The organism is Pseudovibrio axinellae (assembly GCF_900110875.1).
Taxonomy (GTDB): Bacteria; Pseudomonadota; Alphaproteobacteria; order Rhizobiales; family Stappiaceae; genus Pseudovibrio; species Pseudovibrio axinellae.
On record NZ_FOFM01000006.1, the window covers coordinates 93798 to 114838 of the forward strand.

At 49.2% G+C, this 21041-nt stretch carries 18 protein-coding genes; 6 read left to right on the top strand and 12 right to left on the bottom strand.

All coding sequences use genetic code 11. From position 1 onward, the window contains the following. Positions 1-47: 47 nt before the first annotated feature. The 3 genes from BMZ51_RS14125 to BMZ51_RS14135 form a co-directional block, all read right to left on the bottom strand. Positions 48-260, bottom strand: coding sequence for a DUF3892 domain-containing protein (locus BMZ51_RS14125; RefSeq protein ID WP_068002496.1), 213 nt, complete (start codon positions 258-260; stop codon positions 48-50). Between the two features lie 526 nt (positions 261-786). Next, complete coding sequence (locus BMZ51_RS14130; protein ID WP_068002499.1) at positions 787-1020, bottom strand: type II toxin-antitoxin system Phd/YefM family antitoxin; 234 nt, start codon at positions 1018-1020, stop codon at positions 787-789. Positions 1021-1503: 483 nt separating this feature from the next. Beyond that, entirely contained in the window at positions 1504-2286 is a 783-nt protein-coding gene (locus BMZ51_RS14135) for a sulfite exporter TauE/SafE family protein (RefSeq protein ID WP_068002503.1), read from the bottom strand. A gap of 191 nt (positions 2287-2477) precedes the next feature. Here BMZ51_RS14135 and BMZ51_RS14140 point away from each other — a divergent pair, with 191 nt between their 5' ends. Next, the gene (locus tag BMZ51_RS14140; RefSeq protein ID WP_208979483.1) at positions 2478-3020 is read left to right on the top strand and encodes a thioesterase family protein; all 543 of its coding nucleotides are present in this window, start codon (positions 2478-2480) and stop codon (positions 3018-3020) included. Next, the gene (locus BMZ51_RS14145; protein ID WP_068002506.1) at positions 3013-3696 is read left to right on the top strand and encodes a glutathione S-transferase; all 684 of its coding nucleotides are present in this window, start codon (positions 3013-3015) and stop codon (positions 3694-3696) included. Before BMZ51_RS14140 ends, BMZ51_RS14145 begins: the two co-directional genes overlap by 8 nt. On the opposite strand, the gene BMZ51_RS14150 is transcribed toward BMZ51_RS14145, so the two are convergent. Both BMZ51_RS14150 and BMZ51_RS14155 read right to left on the bottom strand, forming a co-directional pair. Next, positions 3680-4336 carry a class I SAM-dependent methyltransferase gene (locus BMZ51_RS14150; protein ID WP_068002509.1) on the bottom strand — a complete coding sequence of 219 codons (657 nt, stop codon included), beginning with the start codon at positions 4334-4336 and terminating at the stop codon, positions 3680-3682. The two genes, BMZ51_RS14145 and BMZ51_RS14150, sit on opposite strands and share 17 nt — an antisense overlap. 82 nt (positions 4337-4418) lie before the next feature. After that, a complete protein-coding gene (locus tag BMZ51_RS14155; protein WP_068002512.1) occupies positions 4419-5165 on the bottom strand; it encodes a HugZ family pyridoxamine 5'-phosphate oxidase in 747 nt (248 codons plus the stop codon). 268 nt (positions 5166-5433) lie between these two features. Here BMZ51_RS14155 and BMZ51_RS14160 point away from each other — a divergent pair, with 268 nt between their 5' ends. Continuing rightward, positions 5434-5907, top strand: a complete 474-nt coding sequence (locus BMZ51_RS14160; protein ID WP_068002514.1) for a BA14K family protein — start codon at positions 5434-5436, stop codon at positions 5905-5907. A gap of 65 nt (positions 5908-5972) precedes the next feature. Here the strand turns inward: BMZ51_RS14160 and BMZ51_RS14165 are convergent, their stop codons facing one another. From BMZ51_RS14165 to BMZ51_RS14200, 6 genes are all read right to left on the bottom strand, one after another. After that, positions 5973-6782 (bottom strand): extensin-like domain-containing protein, encoded by an 810-nt coding sequence (locus tag BMZ51_RS14165; protein ID WP_068002517.1) that lies wholly within the window; start codon positions 6780-6782, stop codon positions 5973-5975. Positions 6783-7385: 603 nt separating this feature from the next. Further along, the gene (locus tag BMZ51_RS14170; RefSeq protein ID WP_068002519.1) at positions 7386-7982 is read right to left on the bottom strand and encodes an FMN-dependent NADH-azoreductase; all 597 of its coding nucleotides are present in this window, start codon (positions 7980-7982) and stop codon (positions 7386-7388) included. Positions 7983-8266: 284 nt separating this feature from the next. Beyond that, positions 8267-12013, bottom strand: coding sequence for a methionine synthase (metH, locus tag BMZ51_RS14180; RefSeq protein WP_068002524.1), 3747 nt, complete (start codon positions 12011-12013; stop codon positions 8267-8269). Between the two features lie 87 nt (positions 12014-12100). Next, the gene (metF, locus tag BMZ51_RS14185) at positions 12101-13021 is read right to left on the bottom strand and encodes a methylenetetrahydrofolate reductase [NAD(P)H] (protein WP_068002527.1); all 921 of its coding nucleotides are present in this window, start codon (positions 13019-13021) and stop codon (positions 12101-12103) included. Between the two features lie 2 nt (positions 13022-13023). Next, the gene (locus BMZ51_RS14190; RefSeq protein ID WP_068002530.1) at positions 13024-13998 is read right to left on the bottom strand and encodes an ArsR/SmtB family transcription factor; all 975 of its coding nucleotides are present in this window, start codon (positions 13996-13998) and stop codon (positions 13024-13026) included. Between the two features lie 689 nt (positions 13999-14687). Next, complete coding sequence (locus BMZ51_RS14200; protein ID WP_068002536.1) at positions 14688-15773, bottom strand: DUF2336 domain-containing protein; 1086 nt, start codon at positions 15771-15773, stop codon at positions 14688-14690. Positions 15774-16295: 522 nt separating this feature from the next. On the opposite strand from BMZ51_RS14200, the gene BMZ51_RS14205 reads away from it, so the two are divergent. Beyond that, positions 16296-17186, top strand: coding sequence for a hydrogen peroxide-inducible genes activator (locus tag BMZ51_RS14205; RefSeq protein ID WP_068002539.1), 891 nt, complete (start codon positions 16296-16298; stop codon positions 17184-17186). 200 nt (positions 17187-17386) lie between these two features. Then, the gene (locus BMZ51_RS14210; RefSeq protein ID WP_068002542.1) at positions 17387-17989 is read left to right on the top strand and encodes a helix-turn-helix transcriptional regulator; all 603 of its coding nucleotides are present in this window, start codon (positions 17387-17389) and stop codon (positions 17987-17989) included. A 27-nt stretch (positions 17990-18016) separates the two neighbouring features. On the opposite strand, the gene BMZ51_RS14215 is transcribed toward BMZ51_RS14210, so the two are convergent. Beyond that, positions 18017-18643 carry a helix-turn-helix transcriptional regulator gene (locus BMZ51_RS14215; RefSeq protein WP_068002545.1) on the bottom strand — a complete coding sequence of 209 codons (627 nt, stop codon included), beginning with the start codon at positions 18641-18643 and terminating at the stop codon, positions 18017-18019. A 389-nt stretch (positions 18644-19032) separates the two neighbouring features. Here BMZ51_RS14215 and BMZ51_RS14220 point away from each other — a divergent pair, with 389 nt between their 5' ends. Further along, positions 19033-21039, top strand: a complete 2007-nt coding sequence (locus BMZ51_RS14220; protein WP_208979484.1) for a GGDEF domain-containing protein — start codon at positions 19033-19035, stop codon at positions 21037-21039. Positions 21040-21041 lie beyond the last annotated feature (2 nt).

A 21041-nucleotide genomic window follows, 5' to 3' on the forward strand; every position in this document is an offset into this window, starting at 1 on the left:
ATAGTAAGCGAGGCAAATACCTCGCTTACTATAGATCTGTAAAATTCTTATTTCCCACGATTAACATTATCTCGCTTAGAGTTATCTGGGTTGTCTCTAACATACTCGCGGCCATTTACTTTATAAACATGAGCATCGGGATGTTCACCACGCTTAGTTTCCGCTACAGCATTTCGTCGTGGGACATTTTTACGATTACCAATATCGTAATGCTCGTTTCGGCCACCTGGGCCATCATTCAAACCTTTAATCTTTGTCATTTTCGCCTCAAATAGGTTTCATTTTCCACACCATCCAAATAGTATACTTAAAGATAAATTCAAGATATAGTCTAGTAGAAATCAAACTATATTTATAATAATCTAATGTTGTTGTTTTTAACAATACGAATACCAATTTCGAGCAACACCTTATGATGACACCTCAAGCAACCTTACGTCATAAACCTGAAACTTCTCACCCTACGTCGCAATCTCCACCGCTTGCGCTTGTGCACTCAGCATTCTGTCAGATAGGTCTTTGTGATCTTCTGATAAATACCGCGCTTGCGCCTCATGAAACTGCGAGATCGGCAAGAATTAGGCCCCTCTTCCTTAACAATCCCCACCGGTCCTTTTGGCGCAGTGAGCTTTCCGAGATTCTGCTTGATTGCGATTTCCCATCAGCTAGCGGCACTCACAAAAACCTCATTGCGAGGGTCCGCCATTATCAACTTTGCTTTTGCTGCTAATTGAGCATCATTTCAAAGCACCAAAGCAAAACATGAGCATCGAAAGAGAATACGCCTCACTCTTCGCCCTCAAATCTCGAAATACCCCCCTTCACCTCGTCATTGAAATCGTCCGCAAGTTTGATCTGCCCTTTAAAGCGCCCCGGTTTGCGCGGTTTCAATTGCGCCTTATGCGGCACGAGATCGAGGTAAGGTTTACCTGCTTTGGCAATAACCACGCGTTCTCCCTGCCAAACCTTTTCACCAAGTTTGGAAAGATTGGACTTCGCTTCATGCATGTTTACTTTCATCACACCTCACCTTAGCTAGACTTAACTAAGGTGCCATACGAGACCACAAACGCCAACAGCACCACATGGCATCCCATGCAGTGGTGGAGTCAGGTTTCCCGAAATCGGGAGTGGCAAGGCGGCAGGCAATGCCTGCGCTACTTATTAAATATAATTCTTCGGCATCAGCTATCGCCTTGCCCGGATGTTTTTGTAGGAGGCTATGGCCAGGGTCCCAAAGACGCTGTGAAAAGGCATTCTTGTTACGGAACACCTTTTAGCGTTGACGCCCGCAGGTCTGGCCGCGCATCCTCCCGCCACAACACTAATGGCGTTTGGGCAACCTCCACGGACCTGCTGCAAAATGCGTTACCCTTCACAGTAGCCCCATCCAGCCCACGCCGCACTAACGGACGGTCCGCCAGCTGCCCGTTTACGTGAGCACAAGATAAGCTTAGCAAACGCAAACCTAAGGGGAATAAGTTTGGGTGCCTGAGACCGACCTTAAACACCTTTGGCAAGCAGGCTCACGCCAAGTGCAAATAACAGCACCAAAACTGCGGTTCTAAAAGCGGAAGGAGACAAGTGCTGACGCACCCGTGACCCAAGTTTGGTTCCCAAATAAACAAAGGCCAGCCCAAGGGCAGACACGCCAAGCGCGCTCAGGTCAAGCAAGCCATAATAATACAGTCCGGTCGCCATCACGAAAGAGGACAGCGTGAACGAGCAATTGATCGCCTGCACAAACTGAGAGCTGTTGAGATTGAGTGACAACAAATACGGTAGAACCGGCATAATTTGAGAGCCTGTGATACCATTCACCACACCGGTAATAAAACCACTCACAGGGCCAAGCAGTCTTTCCAAACCTCTCCCCATTGATAAGTCCGGTGTAAAAGTCGCAAACAAAGCATAGCTAATAAGCACGAAACCCAGTACAACGACTGCCTCTTGAGTGGGAGCCACATTCAACCACCAAAGCCCCAGGACAATGCCGGGAATCGTTAAAAGCAACATCCAGCGGAAACGTGCAACCATTTCTCGGAAATAACCTGCATCGACCATAACTAAAATATTACTGGTAATACTGGGTAGTAAAACGAGCGGAATTCCTCTTTTCAACCCCACCGCATAGACCAAAAATGGCAAGCAAGTGGTTGAAAAGCCAAGGCCGGTTACCCCCTTCACAAACGCAGCAAAAAAAAATGCGCCTGCGATAGCGGCGAGCTCTGATGAGCTATAGGTAATCTCACGAACAAAGAGATAACTAGAAAAATCATTCAACATCTGGCACAACACACCTGACGTAATAGACAGCCCAATTCCCTATTGGAAAACCCGCAGGACTTTTGACAGCCCTTGAGCAGTCATCTGGAAAGAAAATGCAACTCTGGTTCAGACTAATACTTTACACCTTTCGATTCCCTTTTCGGGAAAAACTAACTGATATCTTCAGCAAATCAGTTTTGCGGCTACATGTGTTACCCTCTGACATCGATTTGAATATCCATCTTACGAACAGCCGCTACCTGTCTATGATGGATTTTGGCCGTATCGATCATTTAAGCCGTACTAAACTCGGCAAAACCATCTTCCGGAAAAAATGGACTGCGCTGACAAACCACGCAACCTTGCGTTTTCGCCGCGAGTTACCTTTGTGGGAAGCATTCAAGCTGGAAACTGAAGTCGTCTACTGGACTGATGACGCTGCGGTGATGGAACAGCGTTTCATCTTCACCAAAGGACGGAACAAAGGCATTGTTGCTGCGACAGGTCTGGTGCGTATCAGCGTTTATGATCGCGAGAAAAGAGCGTTTGTGCCAACAACCACAGTGTTGAAGGAAACTGGCACACCAGTGAAAGAGCTTCCGCTCCAGCCTCATGTTGAAGCGTTCATGAAAGAAGAAAAGGCGATTCAGGCCTATGAACGCAAATCTGCTGGCCTTGCGCCTGTTGACACTCTAGAAGTATCAGCTGCGGAAAACGATCAATCCAAGGCAGATACCAGAAAGCATGGCTGAAACTAAGTCTCTCCCAATCCTGTATTCATTTCGTCGCTGCCCCTATGCAATGCGCGCTAGATTGGGAGTTTTAGCCAGTCAGACAACTGTGGCCCTGCGCGAGATCGTGCTGTGCAATAAGCCAGAGCATATGCTCGAAATTTCGCCCAAAGGAACAGTCCCGGTACTCCAGCTGAGCGATGGCACTGTCATCGATGAGAGTCTGGACATTATGCTTTGGGCGCTGCGTAGAAACGACCCTCAGCACTGGCTTGCACCGCAAACCGGAACTCTGAGTGACATGCTAGCCTTGATCGAAGAGATGGACGGCGACTTCAAGCGCAATCTGGACAGATACAAATACTCAACCCGCTACGAAGACGCCGACCCAGATAAGCATTACGCCCTTGCGATCGCCGAGCTTTCCAAGCTTTCGCAACGACTGGAAAAATCAACATACCTCTTCGGCGACCACCCGACCCTGGCAGATCAGGCCCTCTTTCCGTTCGTGCGCCAGTTTGCCAACGCCAACAAAGAGCGCTTCGAACAACAAGCCCCACTCAGCGTGAAAAACTGGCTCAACAACAGACTTGAACAGCCAGAGTTCGCAGAGGTTTTTGGTACCAAATGGAAGCCGTGGTCACCCGAAGATGACCTTGTGCTCTTCCCACATGCGTCAGCTACGCACGCGCTCTAAACTGTGCAACCTCGCCAACCACATCAATCGTAACATCCCTGAAAGAACGCTCCAGGTTTGAGCGCAGGTCTTCAAGATTGTCATGTTTGTTGGAAAAGATGCCCTTGCTGTTATAAAAGCCCATCAGCTTCCTGGCCGGCCAGTTCGGCTTTTGCCCTTCGCCCAAAATTGTTGAGCCAAACAAGACGCCACCGTCATGAAGCAAAGGCTTCAAATTCTCAAAAACCAGATGTTTTTGTTTCATGGTGCCCGGCAGGCAATGCAGAAGGTAGCCCAAATTGATGCTGTCAAATTTGTCTTCCGCCCAGGCAATTGGCTCAAGCACATCAACCTGCTGGCAGCTCACACTCTCAACAACACAGCGCGCCTTAGCATAGGACAGACACGTTGGATTAAGGTCCATCAACATCAGGCGCGTATGCTCTGGAAAACGCCCATGCTCAAGAAAGTAACCACTGCCAACCCCGACATCCAGATGGTTGGCGCTGACATTGAGGTTGAAAAACTCAAGGCCCTTTCTGGCAGAGCAACGCCACAGGAATGTGTTTGAAAACTGCAATACCAACAAATCGTAGATGCGCAGCGTTTTATCAGAATACACCTCTGCGCCCGCTGCACTGTCAAGTTTCTCTTTGTTCATCTTTGTGCCCACCTTGATCTGCTTCCTGCATCCATAATTGCATAACGAAGCGGCAGCACAAGTAAAACCCTACGTCATGGCTTTACACAGAACAACTCATAGCTTGCATAAGAGCGCCCTCAAGCTCGGTGCGAGGTAAGTTCAGCCCCCAAAAAGACCGGTAAACGCTCTCACCATCAAAATAGTCAGCACCCTCACCGTCAACACTCACCAACTTCCAGTTCGCAGCTTTAGCTTTAAACTCCCCTGTGGCGTAGGTCGCAAGTTCCAGCGCATTGTACTCATTCACATGCTCAACCAGCTGCTGAGCTGTTAAAGCAAGCTGGGCCCGCTCTTCGGTCGGAGATAAGACATCTTCAACCTTCATCAAAAAGGCCTTCCCGAACCCACCATTCATGTTCACACGCTCAACATGAAAATGATGCCAGTCGAAATCTGCAAAATCCACGTAGAGTTTGGCCTTGGGATGACGCATTAGATAACGATTGCGTAGCTCATCGCACATCGCATCCCCTTTATCCAACCGCTCAAGGCGGCCAATAACCGTCAAACGCGGATGCGCCAGCGGGTCTCCCTTCCCCGGCTCTCCAATCAACAACGAAACCCGCTGATCCTGCTCAAGGCATTGCGAGTGATTGGACAAGCTGGAGGCCAGCATAAACGGAGCGCCCACCACATCTGAGGCCACCCCGACGCGGCTGACAATTGGGTAGCCTGTCTCAGGCTCAAGAACAGCAAGGGATGCAAACCGTGCCGTTCTGATCAGCTTTTTAGCCAGCAACCGGGCTTCATCGGTGGTTTCTCGAATTGGATCAATCTTCTTTTCCATACCAACCTCATTTTGTTGATCTGAGCCTGCTCGAATTCGCCCAAAGTGTCCAGCTCGTCACCTAATATGAGAATGATACTTCACTTAAATTCACACCACAAATGCACATAAACATGCGCAGCTATAACTCATAAGCAATTGATAATTATCGTATTTTAAAAATATTCATGTACATGAACCTAAGATGAATAGCCCTCTCAAACAAGGTTCAGGCGTCTTTGGTTATTTACTTAAAACAGACACAAATTACCGTTTACGGAGACGAAAAATGGTTAAGACATCAGCAGTAATTTCAATAGCGCTTGCAGGGGCAATGATGTTGCCAGCCATTTCTGCAGCTCAGGCAGGGCCAAGAAACAACACCTATATTGAGAACAACATCTACAACAACACCTACGTGAAACGGCACCACAGGCACAAATCAAAGAAAAAGGGCGTGAAACCCGGTGAAGCAGCTGCCATTGGTGTTATCGGTCTTGCAGCAGGACTTTTGATCGGCAATGCGATATCAGCGCCGGCTCCAGCCTACCATCCACCGGCCCCAGCATACCGTCCACCAGCACCTGCTTATCGCCCACCAGCTGTCGCGCACCGTGCACCACCAGTTTATCGGGCACCTGTTGCAGCGCCAGCACCATGGTCACCAGCTTGGTTTGCATACTGCACAAACAAATACAGAAGCTTCAACCCGAATACCGGAACCTTCCGCACCTACTCAGGCAAGGACCGTTTTTGCCAGTAATAGCGTGAAAGGAAGAGGCAAGCAGTTGGAACTGAAGAAGCACTGCCTTCTTCAGCTGGGTCTGCTTACTTGCAAACGCGATATGTACAAGCCTTGCCATGACAGGCTTGATCGAAGTGCAAGTGATCTCTGTGATACCTGTCAGCATTTGGACCAAGGACCGTTGTAAAGCGGGAACAGGCCCCTTTGTGCACACCACTCAAAAAGCGGGCTTCGGCGGAAGAACCATCCCAACCATCTTTGACGGTCACTTCTCGTCCGTTAGAAAGGTAGAAACTTGCGATATCAATCGCATTTCCCTTGCCATGCTCTGAGAGTTTAGCGCCCTTTTTGTTGTTCCGACCACGGCACGCATAACCAGCAGCGGTACGGATCTTCGTGATGGACGCACCAAACTCGCGCCGAGCTGCAGGCAAAGCCACATCATGCAGCCAGCCATCAAGCTTTTGCGCCAGCTCGCATTCAATCTGTACAGGCAAGGTCAGCCCAATCTCCTGCCCTTCTCCAACAACAGAACGTAAAGAGACTGGCCTTTCAATACCGCATCCCCCGCGCCCCTTAATAGGGTCGAGTATTTCCACACTCCACCCACGTAATACACAGGTTTTGGCTGTGCTCATTTTTGGAACAAGGCGTTGTGGCGAGGTTGCAGCAGGCACAAGAGACATTGGCTTGCCATAAGGGATAGCTACGCGTGGTGCACTCACCGGTGTCCGCCCAATCGGCACAGGAGGCCGGAGCACAACATCACCCTCATACGGGCGGGGTTTAGGAAAAGGAGCGGCATAAACACTTGCAATGCCAAGACATATACCAGCAACCACCGCAACAGACATAACTCGCCCGACCGCTTTAACGCCTGTCTTGTAGTCCACCTCGAAATCTCCGATTTAGACAGCCGTTTCCCCGAGGCTGCACGTGTTTAACGACTGAACGATTCTGAAATACCACCCAAAATCGCGTGAATGTTCTAAACTATCCACTTACAATTCAACCTCAGATCAACGAGATCCAAGTCGCTGAAGTACTCCAAGAGTTATAAAAACCTTGCATATTGATTTGACAGAGAAAACGCAAGAATTGCCTTGTTTATTCACAAGACAACCAGCATGTATCCTCACGCTATACACATGTTATTTCCTATAAAAATTTTCATTCATAAGACGTCTTATTCTACGACTATTACAAACTGTGGCATTTTTTTGCTTCCTAACTCGGCTCCCCTCACATAAGCTTCAAGCAGCTAGTGAGTAACGGGAGATGTATCCATGACTGTCACACGAAGCTTTAACGTTATCGCAATCACACTTGCATTCGCATTTGTTGGTGCTGTTGTTATCGGCTTACTGTAGACCTCCCCCACACTGAAAAGTCCTTCAAAAAAACAAAAATAGAAGGCGGCTTATTTCCAAAAGCACAAAGAAACCCACCTTGTTGCCAAGGTGGGTTAAAGAACACACGTTGATTTAACTCAGCGCCTAAGCAGCGACAGCCGTCACGCCAGCCATTGTGTTGCGCGCTTTTTCAATCGCACCATCACGGTCCATAGAAACGCCCTCGGCTGCGATCACTTCCACATTTTTAATACCAACAAAAGCAAGCACCTGTTTAAGGTATGGCACTGCAAAGTCTGCTGGGGAGTCCACAGGCACACCGCCGGTTGCAACGACGATATATGCTTTTTTGCCCGTCAGCAGGCCTTCTGGTCCATACTCTGTATAATTGAAGGTCACACCGACACGTGCGATCTGATCAACCCAGGCCTTCAAAACAGCAGGAACAGAGAAGTTATAGATCGGGGCACCAATCACCAGAACATCAGTCTCTTTCAACTCAGCGATAAGAGCATCCGACAGGGCCAATCCAGACTTCTGCTCATCACTACGCTTCTCTTCTGGTGTATAGGCTGCACCAATCCAGCTTTCATCAACAAAAGAGATTGGTTCATTTAGATCCCGCTGTACAACGCTGTCACCATCACCGGAAATCTTGGCGATCAGTTCGTCGGAAAGCTGACGAGTGATAGAGGTTGCGGTTGCAGCGGAACTTTGAATGTTCAAAATTGACTTTTTCATCTGTCATTTCCTATACCCCATTGAGGAGCGCAAGCGTCTTTTCCAAAAGTGGATCCGTCTTTAGATCAGACACAAAAATATAAACGGATAGAACAGCTTGCGAGATCCAGATGGGAGAAGCTGCCTTATCAACATCAAACACATACATAGTCGAAATGCGAAAAATGATTAGATCACTAATTGGAAACAGTCCTTGCACCAACTTAGTAATGCTCAACCATTGAACATAAAAAAGGGCCGCGAATTCATCGCAGCCCTCTTCTCAATCCAGTAGGTAAGGCCCGTTACTCAGCCGCTTCCCGCACCATTGGGTTATAGTTTAGGATCGGAGCAAGCCAACGCTCAGCCTTTGCCAAGTCCCAGCCCTTACGCTTTGCATAGTCCTGCACCTGATCCCGCTCAATCTTGCCAACACCGAAGTAATGGCTGTCAGGGTGTGAGAAGTACAAGCCAGATACAGCCGATCCCGGCCACATTGCATAGCTTTCGGTCAAACAAATACCAGTGGCAGCTTCTGCATCCAGCAGCTCCCAAAGAATTCCCTTTTCCGTGTGGTCTGGTTGGGCTGGGTAACCTGGGGCAGGACGAATACCATCATACTCTTCAGCAATCAGCTGCGCATTAGACAACTCCTCTTCTGAGGAATAGCCCCATAAGTCAGTGCGGACCAACGCATGCATACGTTCTGCAAAGGCTTCGGCAAGGCGGTCAGCAATCGCCTGACTGAGGATCTTGTTGTAATCATCACCAGCTTCCCCGTAACGTTTGGCAATCTCATCCTCACCAAAGCCAGAGGTTACTGCAAACCCACCAATATAATCAGGAATACCGCTTTCAATCGGAGCCACAAAGTCAGCCAAAGCCACGTTACCCCGGTTAGAAGAACTCCGGTTCATCTGCTGACGTATAGTGTGAAGGCGTTTAAGCTCGGTGGTCCGGCTTTCATCAGTGTAAAGAACCAGATCATCGCCATCCTGAGCACACGGCCAGAAACCAACAACTGCGTTCGCTTTGAGTAATTTACCCTCCACAACCTCCTTCAGCATCTCGCGCGCATCATTATAAAGCGCCTGAGCCGCTACGCCGTAGCGTTCATCCGTCAATACTGATGGATAGGTTCCTTTAATTTCCCAAGTCGTAAAGAAGGGAGTCCAGTCAATGTAGTCCACCAATTCATCCAGCGGGAAATCCGTAAAGGTCTTAGTGCCCAAAAATGTTGGCTTACCCGGCTTGTGTTTCTCAAAGTCTGGCTTGAAGCGGTTAGCGCGCGCCTGCTCAATAGACGCACGGACTTTTTTACTCCGAGAACGTGCGTGCTTTTCAGCGACATCGGCATAGTCAACACGTGTCGCCTCATAGAGCTTCTCGCGTCCACCTTCACTCACCAGACGAGATGCAACACCTACAGCACGCCCAGCGTCAGTGACGTAGATCGCCTGCCCTCTGGAGTAGTTAGGATGGATCTTCACCGCTGTATGAACGCGAGAGGTCGTCGCGCCGCCAATCAGCAGCGGAATACCCAGGCCTTCACGTTCCATCTCAGCAGCCACATGACACATCTCGTCGAGCGAAGGCGTGATCAGGCCAGACAGACCGATGATATCAACGTTGTGCTTGCGCGCTTCATCAATGATCTTGGCTGTTGGTACCATCACCCCAAGATCGATCACTTCAAAGTTGTTACACTGCAAAACAACGCCAACAATGTTTTTGCCGATGTCATGCACATCGCCCTTCACGGTCGCCATCAGGATTTTGCCGTTCGATGAGCTTTCATCCAGCCCACTCCGGCGCTTTTCTTCTTCAAGAAATGGCATCAGGTAGGCAACAGCCGCCTTCATCACACGGGCAGATTTCACCACCTGCGGGAGGAACATTTTACCAGCACCGAACAGATCACCAACCACGTTCATCCCGTCCATCAATGGACCTTCAATCACGTGTAGCGGACGATCAAAATTCAGGCGTGCTTCCTCAGTGTCTGCCACGATAAAATCAGTGATGCCGTGAACGAGCGAGTGCTCAAGACGTTTGGCAACAGTTCCTTCGCGCCAGGTCAAATCCACCTCGCGCTTCTTGCCACCAACCCCTTTGAACTTATCTGCTGCATCCAGCAAGCGGTCAGTGGAATCTGAGCGCCGGTTAAGCACCACATCTTCACACAGCTCGCGAAGTTCAGCAGGAAGGTCATCATAAACCGCTAGCTGACCGGCATTGACGATACCCATGTCCATACCAAGCTGAATAGCGTGATACAAAAACACAGAGTGCATCGCTTCGCGAACAGGCTCATTGCCACGGAAGGAGAAGGACAGGTTAGAGACACCGCCGGAAATATGCGCGTATGGCAAATTCTCCGAGATCCACTTGGTCGCTTCAAGGAAGTCGACCCCGTAGTTATCGTGCTCTTCAATGCCTGTTGCAACAGCAAAGATGTTCGGGTCAAAGATGATATCTTCAGGCCCAAAACCAACCTTATCAACCAGCACGTCATAGGAGCGCTTACAGATATCAATCTTTCGCTGCAAGGTGTCGGCCTGACCGGTTTCATCAAACGCCATCACCACAACAGCCGCACCATAACGGCGGACAAGTTTGGCCTGCTCTATAAAGCTCTCTTCCCCTTCTTTCAAAGAGATCGAGTTCACAACAGCTTTACCCTGCACACACTTCAAACCAGCCTCGATCACAGTCCACTTAGAACTGTCAATCATTACTGGAACCTTGGCGATATCAGGTTCAGCAGCAATCAGGTTGAGGAAGGTAACCATCGCTTCTTCACTATCAAGAAGCCCCTCATCCATGTTGATGTCGATGATCTGCGCCCCATTTTCCACCTGAGAGCGGGCGACATCCAGCGCAGCATTGTAGTCATCATTCTTAATCAGTTTGCGGAACCGGGCAGACCCCGTCACGTTGGTACGCTCACCCACGTTGACGAAGTTCACTTCCTTGGTGAACGTAAACGGCTCCAGACCGGACAGACGCATCAAACGCGGCACGTCTGGCAGTGTACGCGGCTTTAAGCCCTCCATCGCATCAGCAAGGGCCTTAATGTGATCGGGCGTCGTACCACAACACCCGCCAACCACGTTGACCAGACCAGACTCGGCAAACTCTTTAATGAGGCCAGCCATGTACTCTGGGCTCTCATCATACTCGCCAAACTCGTTCGGCAAGCCTGCATTTGGGTAAGCACACACAAGGGTGTTGGCAACGCGGGAGATTTCATCCACGTGCGCCCGCATTTCTTTGGCACCCAGCGCACAGTTTAACCCAATCGTAAACGGTTGCGCATGGCGCACAGAATTCCAGAAAGCTTCAGGTGTCTGGCCAGACAGCGTACGACCGGACAAGTCAGTAATCGTACCGGAAATCATAACCGGCAGCTTGATGCCCTTCTCCTCAAACACCTGATCAATCGCAAACAAAGCCGCTTTTGCATTCAAGGTATCAAAGACGGTCTCAACCAGAATGAGATCACACCCACCCTCAACCAAACCACGGGTCGCCTCAGCGTATGAATCTTTCAAATCATCAAAAGAAACGGCGCGAAACCCAGGATTGTTCACATCAGGGGAGATCGAAGCAGTCCGGTTTGTCGGCCCAAGGCCACCAGCAACAAAACGCGGGCGCGACGGATCAATAGCCTTCATCTGCTCAACAGCTTCGCAGCAAAGGCGGGCACCTTCCTTGTTCAGCTCATAAACAATGCTCTCCATCGCATAATCAGCCTGCGCGATGGAAGTGGACGAGAACGTGTTCGTCTCAATGATATCTGCACCTGCCTTCAGGTACTGCAGATGAATATCGCGAATGGCATCGGGCTGCGTCAGGATCAAAAGGTCATTATTGCCTTTGAGATCCTGGTTCCAGTGTTTGAAGCGCTCACCTCGAAACTGAGCTTCATCAAACTGAAGATTCTGGATCATAGTTCCCATGGCGCCATCGAGAACAAGGATACGCTCCTTGGCCGCTGCTTCTAGGGTTGCAAAAATATCCGAACCGGTCTTTTTCACCTGCAAACTCATGGGATCCGATCTTTTCTAGTACTTTACTTCGCGCGGGTTACGGATGGGACCGCAACCCGGGTAAATGTCTGTCTGTGTAGATTACGTTCAGGCAGCAACAGATGTGCGGACTTTCCGGTTTTCTCTGAGGCCAAGCATATGGCAGATCGCATAGACGAGATCCGCTTTGTTCATGGTGTAAAAATGAAAGTCCTCTACACCATCATCAGCAAGGCTCATCACTTGCTCAGCAGCAACGGCAGCAGCAACCAGTTCGCTTGTTCGTGGATCATCACCCAACCCGTTAAAGCGGTGTGCCAACCAGCCAGGAACAGATGCCCCAGTCTTCTTGGCGAAGCCGGAAATGCCCTTGAAACTCGTCACCGGCACGATGCCAGGTACAATCGGGATAGTGATGCCGGCAGAACGCACGCGATCAACATATCTGAAGTAGTGGTCATTATCGAAGAAGAACTGTGTAATGGCACGGGTTGCCCCTGCATCCACCTTCGCCTTTAAGACATCCAGCTCAGCATCCCAGCTTGGAGATTCTGGATGCTTTTCAGGGTATGCTGAAACCGAGACTTCAAAGTCACCAATAGAGCGTATGGAAGCAACCAGATCTGCTGTGGTCCGATAGCCTCCCTCATGAGGCGCATACTTCTCACCCAGACCTGCTGCTGGATCACCGCGCAGTGCCACAATGTGCCGTACACCCGCATCCCAATAGGCCTGAATGACCTCGTTCACTTCTTCCTTGGTGGCATCAACACAAGTCAGATGCGCAGCAGGCTTAAGGCAAGTTTCATTGACGATGCGCGATACAGTCGCGTGAGTACGCTCTCGGGTAGACCCGCCAGCACCGTAGGTTACAGAAACAAAGGATGGGGCCAGAGGTTCCAGCCGTTTGATAGAGGACCAAAGCCGTTGCTCCATCTTCTCGCTCTTAGGAGGAAAAAACTCAAAAGAAACGGAAATATCAGAGGCTCCATTGAGCCGGAAACGGCGATCGATGCTGTGTTCGCTCATAACTATGCAAGCTCCTTGTTCGAACCAGCTACAGGCAAGTCGGTAACAACCCGACGATCCTGAGCTAGCCAAAGGGTAACAGTTAATTTGTCTTTCTCTCCCGCATCCGGGGTGAGATCATTCGATGAAACAAGGTCTAGGTCTGCTTCAGCAAGCCAACGTTCAACTTGCTCCTGAGAGAAACCAAGGCGACGGTGCGCATGTTTCTCTCGCAAAAACTCAAGCTCGTGCGGAGCAAAGTCCACGAGAAGGAGACGTCCACCAGGACGTAATGTGCGAGCAGCCTCTGAAATCGCCCGCGACGGCTCCTCCAGATAATGCAGCACTTGGTGAACCACTGTCAGATCTGCCGTATCCGGGAGAACAGGCAGCGCATAAATATCACCTTGACGAACCTGTGCCTTTTGCAGCCCAGCTTTATCAAGATTGGCGCGAGCAACAGACAGCATGCTCTGGCTGGCATCAATCCCGATGCCCTTCACATATTGCTCACTGAACAACTCAAGTAGCCGGCCCGTGCCAGTTCCAAGATCCAGCAGTGTATCGAAGGACTTAAATCCTACGACACCACGCATTGCTTCTTCAACTGCAACTTCAGGAACATGAAGACTACGCTCCTTGTCCCAGTTATTAGCGCGTGCTGCAAAAAAGGCTGCTGCCTCTTCCGCTTTGGCGCGCCGCAGTCCGATCAGGCGTTCGTGGTCTGCTGCCAATGTGGGGTCATCATCCCGGCTCTGCGCCACTATCTGTCGTGCAAGCGCAGCAGGACCACCTTCCGTCAACCGATAGTAGACCCAGGCACCTTCCGGGTAACGTTTAATCACACCAGCTTCACTGAGCAGCTTTAAGTGCCGCGAAATACGAGGTTGGCTCTGACCCAGAATGACCGTGAGATCCTTCACTGTAAGCTCACAACGAGCGAGCAGAGCAAGCAGACGTATACGCGTCGTCTCTCCGCAAGCGCGCAAGCAGCCCACCAGATCCTCAATAGGGAGTTTCCCCTCCGGCACATTGTTTACTGTCGTTATCAAACTTACTACCGCCACTAGCTGATCAAATAATATGATATAAAGATATCTTTATACCTATGAGATGAAAATAACAAGCAGTAGCGTTCTCTTATCACTTGAAAAGAGGAATAGTTTTCTGAGGTTTTCTGGAAAGACACGTGATCAAAATTCAACTCTTATCGCCCACGAAAGCTGAAACGTTTACCCGGGCAAGGCCCTGCTGCGTGCTCTAGAGCAACGAACTACAGCCGTTACGGCAGTTCAAGGCGCTCTTTTTGTGTCACTTCCGCGAGCCTGCTGGACTTCACTGACGCACTGCGGCTCCCCACGACAACAACATCGAAAGGTCTTTTGTATTCAGTATCTTGCGCAACAACAAAACTGATACGCAACAGGAGGGCCATCCCGACAAGGACAAGCAGTGCCAAGAAAGAAATGAGCAAATTTAAGAAGCGGTCCGCTTTCGCAGCCGCAGAGGGAACTTTCTTAGTTTTTCGAATTGTCTCAATCCTGCTTTGGCTACAACGCACCTGGCGGGATTAAACACGAGCATCGCCTAAGGTGGCCTTTGGAAAGATATTCGACTTTAGGATTAAATAGACAAAAGAAAAGGGCCGCAAAAGCGACCCCAAAAATCAACGTGGTTGGATATCAGGCTAAGCCATCCATTGCTCTTTCCAAGTTATAAACTGCTTATATGCCTTCTGCTGGTCCAAGGCTTGATAAGACTTCAGCGCGTCTTCTCGCTGAGAGTTTGAAAGCCGATAGCGCCACGGCCCGATCTTCAAAAGAGCCTGAACCGTCATCATGCCGATACCAGATGCGCGAGACACAACCAAGAACGGCTCCGTATCATTGCGAACAGTCCAGTGCTGAGCCTCTGAATGCCCGATACCTGCCAGCATTGCAAAAGCAGCAACAGCTTCGGCAAATCGGTCTTCTTCAGCAAAAACGCGCAAAGCCCCCTCATTGAGCTTGCCTTCACGAACCAGTTCCATGACGCGACCACGGCCGGTTTCAAAATCGTACCGCCCAAGCCAGAATTCATTTGAGAGCTTTCCTGCTGCAATACGGGCCGCTTTGGGAAGCTTTCCAGCAACGTCAGTGGCGCCCTCTTTAATGAGCTGCCTGCGCACTTGCTCACTAGCAAAGTTGATAAGAGCTTCAATATGCGCGTCAGCAAGATCAGCCCTCTGCCCCAGAGCCAGCTGGAGCACTTCATCTCCATGCGCATCATTGACCAACACATTGACTGTACGCTGCCCAAGGACTGCGCCTTCATTTGCTGCAACAGTCTGCTTCACCTCGGTATTTCCGTGATTAACCAGAACATCACTGATGTTTTCAGAGATAATGTCGCGCTGCGCGATAGCCAACCGGTGCTCATCACCCTTGTCACGAGCAATATTCACCAAATCCCGTTCGCGTAAAACGTTTGACCGTCGCAGGAGCGGCTCTGCGATTTCAATCTCGTCAAAAGCAAGTTTGCGGACCGTCTGTTCAGGGGCACGTCGCACCTCAGCCAGCTGCTGCGCCATATAACTTAACGCATGCTGCTCAACCATTTCTGAGAGCCTAAGCATGACATTGTCGTAAATGTCGATTTGGTCGTCTGAACATCGTTCCCAAGTACGCGCAAACAAAAGAGCCACATGACGCGCGAGTTCTGAACGACGCTCAATATTCTGCTCAAGCGCAAGAGATTTAAAATCAACGATATGAGAAGCCAAGTCAGATGACATTTAATACACCGATGGGATACGCAAACTCACTCAAAACTAAGAAACAGGATTAAACAAAACCTGACTCGATCTATTAGCTTTTTAGTAAATTTCAAAAAAACATGCACTCACATATATCAGAGCAACCACAAAAAAGCGCGACTTTCCTTAACGTTTCATCTAACTAAAAGAAATTTGAATAAATAGATATGCAATTTCAGATAGTTATCACACTAGCAACAAACGTGAGGTCAAGCACGGCCCCGCCTCATGCCAGCAGCTGCGCAGATTGTCACGCCTCTTCTTTTTCCAAGTTTCTAGATCTCAGAGGAAAAAAGCTCCGCAGATACGGCCTCTCAATTCCATACAAGCTGCTATTCTCTTAACAAATGAACTTTCGAGTCGGCCTGAAATGGCCTCATATGTTTCACTCGAAACACCAGCACAACGATTCCGTTTGATCTTGCGAAACAATAAAATTGTCTTGCCTGACCTCACCTCAATTTACGTTGATTTCGACTCGCAACAGGATATTCTTTCCGCATGCTTACCGTTAAACAGCTCCGCTATTTTGTCGCCGTCCAGCAGCATCGCCATTTTGGAAATGCGGCTGAAAACGTCTGCGTTTCCCAACCAGCGCTCTCCATGCAAATCCGAGATATGGAAAAAGAGTTGGGTCTATCTCTTATGGAGAGGAACGCCCATCATGTACGCCTAACACCTGAAGGTGAGGAAGTTGCCGAGCGAGCAAATGAAATTCTGCGAGCACTGCAAGATCTAAGGGACTACGCCGAACAAGTCGCAGCTCCGCTAAGTGGGCAAATACGCCTTGGTGTAATTCCCTCCCTTGCGCCCTACATTCTTCCAAAGCTTCTGCCAGTTTTGGCAACCCAGTACCCGAAGTTGCAACTCGACCTTCGCGAAACCGTGACAGCAACGCTCATAGCTGAGCTCAAGCAAGGGCATTTAGATGTCGTGCTCGCTGCCCTTCCCGTTGATGAAGCTGGTCTGGAAGAGTTGGAAATCTTCGAAGATCACTTTCTACTCGCTGTTTCAAGCGCTCGCCAGATTGATGAACGCACAAAAATAGGGCCAGGTGACCTGGCCAAAGAGAACCTTCTGCTTCTTGAAGAAGGACACTGCCTCAGAGATCAGACTTTGAGCTTTTGCGGATCGACCAGACAAAGCGGCACAGCAAATGTTGGAGCCACCAGTATCGCGACCGTCCTGCATATGGTTGCGGCCGGTTATGGTGTCACCGTGTTGCCGCAGATATGCGCCGATACCGAAATTGCCGACGACCGGATTACACTCCTGCGGTTTGCTGAGCCAAAGGCATCACGTAGAATCGGTTTAATATGGAGAAAAACTTCACCTAAAAGCCAAGATTACAAAGCGCTTGCAGCGTGTTTACACAGCATCACAAACGAGTGAACCTAGTTAATCTAACCCGTTGCTGTGAATAACAGAAAAATATACATTGTGAACAGGTAGGAATTATCGATTTTCTACTAAGATATAGGATCTGAATTTGAAGAACGACTCTTTTATGAAGCACTTTTCATATTCTAGATGCACATTATTACACCATTAAGTGGATTCATTTGATCGGTATAAAACAGGAATCCAATAGCTTGAACAATAATATCGCCCATATTGTAGACCGTACGTTTTGCGAGCAACTTGCAAGCAGCCTTGACCGGCTACAAAAGGGCGTTGTTATGATTCAGGCAAACGGTCACATCCTGAGGTGCAACGAGTTCTCCAAACGCCTGATTGCCAGGGTGGCCCATTTCAAGATCACCAATAACAAGCTGGAGTTTACCGATCCCGCTCACCAGCGCGAATTCCAGAACGCGCAAAACCTGGCCACAGCGACGATCGACCTTGATGTACAACAAGAGTTAATCATTAGGCGTGATGAAGCTTTTTTACGCCCGATCCATATCAACATTCGACTGATAGACACCGAGTTTGAAGACCTGTTTCTGCTCTTCATCACAGATCTGGAAACCCAGCAACATATCGATATTCAAAAGGCAACAGCCCTCTTCCGCCTGACAGATAAAGAAGCTGTCGTGTTGGAGCAGCTTTCAGGAACGAAAACAGAACCGAATATTGCAGCCGATCTGGACATTACAAAAAACACGCTGCGCACCCACCGTAAAAACATTTACGCAAAGCTCAATGTCAGTAGCCGGGTGGAACTTGCGATGCTTCTCTCAATTATCATTTAAAAATGGGAGCATACCGCTTCAATGTGCTTAGTTAGCTGAAACCCGGTAAACACACCGTCGGTCCCCATTTAAGATATGCTCAACGCGCTCGACCTGAACGTCTTTGCCGAGTACATCTTGGAACAGCTCCAGCTCAGAGCGACAAAAGTGCTGACAGGACCGAGCTGCTGCACAAATGGAACAGTGGTTTTCTGCAAGGAGAAAGCTCCCGTCCTCATCCTCAATGACCTCGGCCATATAGCCTTCTTCACTACGCTGCTCTGCAAGACACTCCAGTTTTTCTGGCAGGCTCTTGGCCTCTTTCATCGCAGTCACGTAAGATTTGCGGGATTGGGCAGCACGTGCGTCAATGAGGTGCTGTAGGCCTTCATCGCCATAAAGCTCTTTGATATTGCCTAGCAAATCAACCAGTACACCGCTGTGATTATCCGGGAATTTCCGGTTGCCCGCCTCGGAAATTTGCCAGGTACGCCGAGGACGCCCGACAGTCCCTTTCAGGTCAACAAACTCAACAAGATCAGCATCTAGAAGCGCATCAAGATGTTGACGCACAGCAACAGCTGTCACGCCCAGATGTTTAGCCAAAACGGCTGCTGTATGTGGCCCACGCGATTTTAGCGCATACAACAATCTATCTTTTGTGCGGTCACTCATAAGTATCTCATAGCACATTTGAAATTATATGAAAAGTTTTCGCTTTCCAAATAAACATTTACTGCCAGCCCATACTATAGGTAAACAGAGGATATTTATCACTCATATTTTTCGATCAACCTAGTATTACATGCAATGCAGAACGTCCGATTAGTCAACTCCACGCGGGTATATATGTAACATACAAATAGATGCTATGACTTTTCATAGATCCGGGAAAAATAACAGGCCATTATCCCCATTTTTCGAAAATTTACTTGCGATATCCATAGTATTTCAACGATCCTGCCCCCAATTTCTCATAGAGACCCTCGTTTCTTTTTGCGTAAACGCCCATAATCCCTATCAATAGGTCTTTGGAAATTTGTTGTTTCATAGTGGTGGGATTGATGTCTGACTTGGACAGCACAAAGTACAACATAGAGTACCCCGAACACAGCAGGCTCCCTCGCACCGTAGGCAAGCCACTTCAACCATTTACTCAGTCGATCCTGCACGTCTACGAAAAGATGTTCGAACTACCCACCTTCATCATGATCAACCAATCCCAAAACCAGCAGGACACAGAACTCTTCGTTTCCGAAACCATCCAGCCATACAAAACACAGCTGAGCAGGTTCCTGTCTGCCATTACAGAACTGCCAATCACTGGAGATGAGGTACAGATTTTACCCCACTCCTTTAAGAAGGAGGATCAGGAGGCAAACGGGTGTTCATATCCCCCTTCCACACAACTGGTCGCGTTCATGCCACTCATCTTACAACAGCGCGTTGTTGCATTGGTTGGCATCATGTACCACGCTCAACTCAGCACAGCCGCCACCTTTCCAAGAGCGCACTTACAAACCGCCTCAAACTCAGACCAACGCGAAAACGCCGATCTGACGAAAAAACTGAAAAGCTTTCGAAATCTGGCAAGGATTCTCGTACCGGGTCTGACACGTCTTCTCGCAGCCAATGACATGAACGACAGGCTGCACACGAACGAGACGTCGCCGCGCACATGCACAAAACGCCCACTGAATCCTAAAGAGATTTTAACCGTCCGCAACATTGATCCTTTAACAGCTCTGCGGACAAGAGAGGGTTTTGAGCAGCGCATTTCAGACGCTATCGCAAACTTGAGTAGCCCAGACCAACGCGTTGCGTTGTTTTATGTGGATCTGGATCACCTCAAAGTAATCAATGACGCACACGGGCACGCAGCAGGCGACGCTGCCCTTGTTGCCGTCGCAGACCGACTTAAACAAATGGAATGCAATACCATCACCGCACTTAGAATAGGTGGTGATGAGTACGCCCTGCTCCTGAAAGACACGACAAGTCAGCAGATACGGGCTCTTCTGGAGGAGCTTCCCTCAAAGCTCAGCTACCCATTCCATCACGACGATAGCGAAATCAGCCCCAAGGTCAGTATCGGAGCTGCGACCTTCCCCGATCATGCAAACAGCGCAAAAGAGCTCCAAGAATGCGCCGATACAGCTCTGTATCACGCAAAAAAACGCGGGCGAAACTGCACAAGCCTGTTCAATCAGGTGATGCGCACAAGGCTGGATCGCCAACTCAGCCTTCAGCAAACAACAAAGCAAGCGCTTATAGAAAACCAAGTCGGCACCGTTTTTCAGCCGATCATGTCAAGTCAAACAAACAAGATCAAAATGCTCGAAGCTCGTCCAGAGTGGCCCGCGCAAATTCACGAGATTGCCCGAGGAGGCGACCTTTCTAAAATGTATGACAGCGCAAGCTTCAGCAGCATCCTTGGAAAAACTCTTATCACGGCAATCGTCCACGCCATGCGTGCCTGCCATAACACCCAACTGAAACATTGGGAGTTCTTGTTCAGGGTACCAGTCCCGTCACTTCTGAAAGAAGGGTTTTGCGATGCGCTCAAATCCGTCTTGAGAGAAAACAACATCATGGCGGATAAGTTCACGCTGGAGATCCCCTCACGCACGCTGCTTCAGGCAAATACCCACTTCCTAATCGATGAGCTCAACGACCTGACAAAAACCGGTGTTAAATTGTGCATCAACCACTATGACTCTGGTGGGCTGAAGATAGAGCACTTTCAAAAGCTGAATATCGCTTACATCAAACTTCATGCAGGCTCGGTTGAGAAGCTATTTGAAGACAGCAAAACAGCCCGACTGCTCACTGCGGCAACCGAGTTCGCCCATGCGTTGGATATTGAAGTCATTCTCTCTGAAATTAAAAACAAAAGCACTGAGTATAAGCTGAGAAAACTAAGGGCAGAATATGTGCAAGGAGAACTCTACGCTCCAGCACAACATTTCTCCCAAATCTACGAAGCCTACGTGCCAGGCAAGTCTCAAAACACCAAACTCAAGCTAAACAGCACAAGGCTCTCACGGCAGCTGCTATCTATGGTAAATTAGCG

Coding starts and splice junctions, on each gene's coding strand:
- metF (WP_068002527.1), bottom strand. CDS start 13,021: ATGAGCGAACACAGCATCGATCGCCGTTTCCGGCTCAATGGAGCCTCT.
- BMZ51_RS14155 (WP_068002512.1), bottom strand. CDS start 5,165: ATGGAAAAGAAGATTGATCCAATTCGAGAAACCACCGATGAAGCCCGG.
- metH (WP_068002524.1), bottom strand. CDS start 12,013: ATGAGTTTGCAGGTGAAAAAGACCGGTTCGGATATTTTTGCAACCCTA.
- BMZ51_RS14125 (WP_068002496.1), bottom strand. CDS start 260: ATGACAAAGATTAAAGGTTTGAATGATGGCCCAGGTGGCCGAAACGAG.
- BMZ51_RS14215 (WP_068002545.1), bottom strand. CDS start 18,643: ATGAGTGACCGCACAAAAGATAGATTGTTGTATGCGCTAAAATCGCGT.
- BMZ51_RS14220 (WP_208979484.1), top strand. CDS start 19,033: ATGTCTGACTTGGACAGCACAAAGTACAACATAGAGTACCCCGAACAC.
- BMZ51_RS14130 (WP_068002499.1), bottom strand. CDS start 1,020: ATGAAAGTAAACATGCATGAAGCGAAGTCCAATCTTTCCAAACTTGGT.
- BMZ51_RS14150 (WP_068002509.1), bottom strand. CDS start 4,336: ATGAACAAAGAGAAACTTGACAGTGCAGCGGGCGCAGAGGTGTATTCT.
- BMZ51_RS14145 (WP_068002506.1), top strand. CDS start 3,013: ATGGCTGAAACTAAGTCTCTCCCAATCCTGTATTCATTTCGTCGCTGC.
- BMZ51_RS14135 (WP_068002503.1), bottom strand. CDS start 2,286: ATGTTGAATGATTTTTCTAGTTATCTCTTTGTTCGTGAGATTACCTAT.
- BMZ51_RS14200 (WP_068002536.1), bottom strand. CDS start 15,773: ATGTCATCTGACTTGGCTTCTCATATCGTTGATTTTAAATCTCTTGCG.
- BMZ51_RS14170 (WP_068002519.1), bottom strand. CDS start 7,982: ATGAAAAAGTCAATTTTGAACATTCAAAGTTCCGCTGCAACCGCAACC.
- BMZ51_RS14205 (WP_068002539.1), top strand. CDS start 16,296: ATGCTTACCGTTAAACAGCTCCGCTATTTTGTCGCCGTCCAGCAGCAT.
- BMZ51_RS14160 (WP_068002514.1), top strand. CDS start 5,434: ATGGTTAAGACATCAGCAGTAATTTCAATAGCGCTTGCAGGGGCAATG.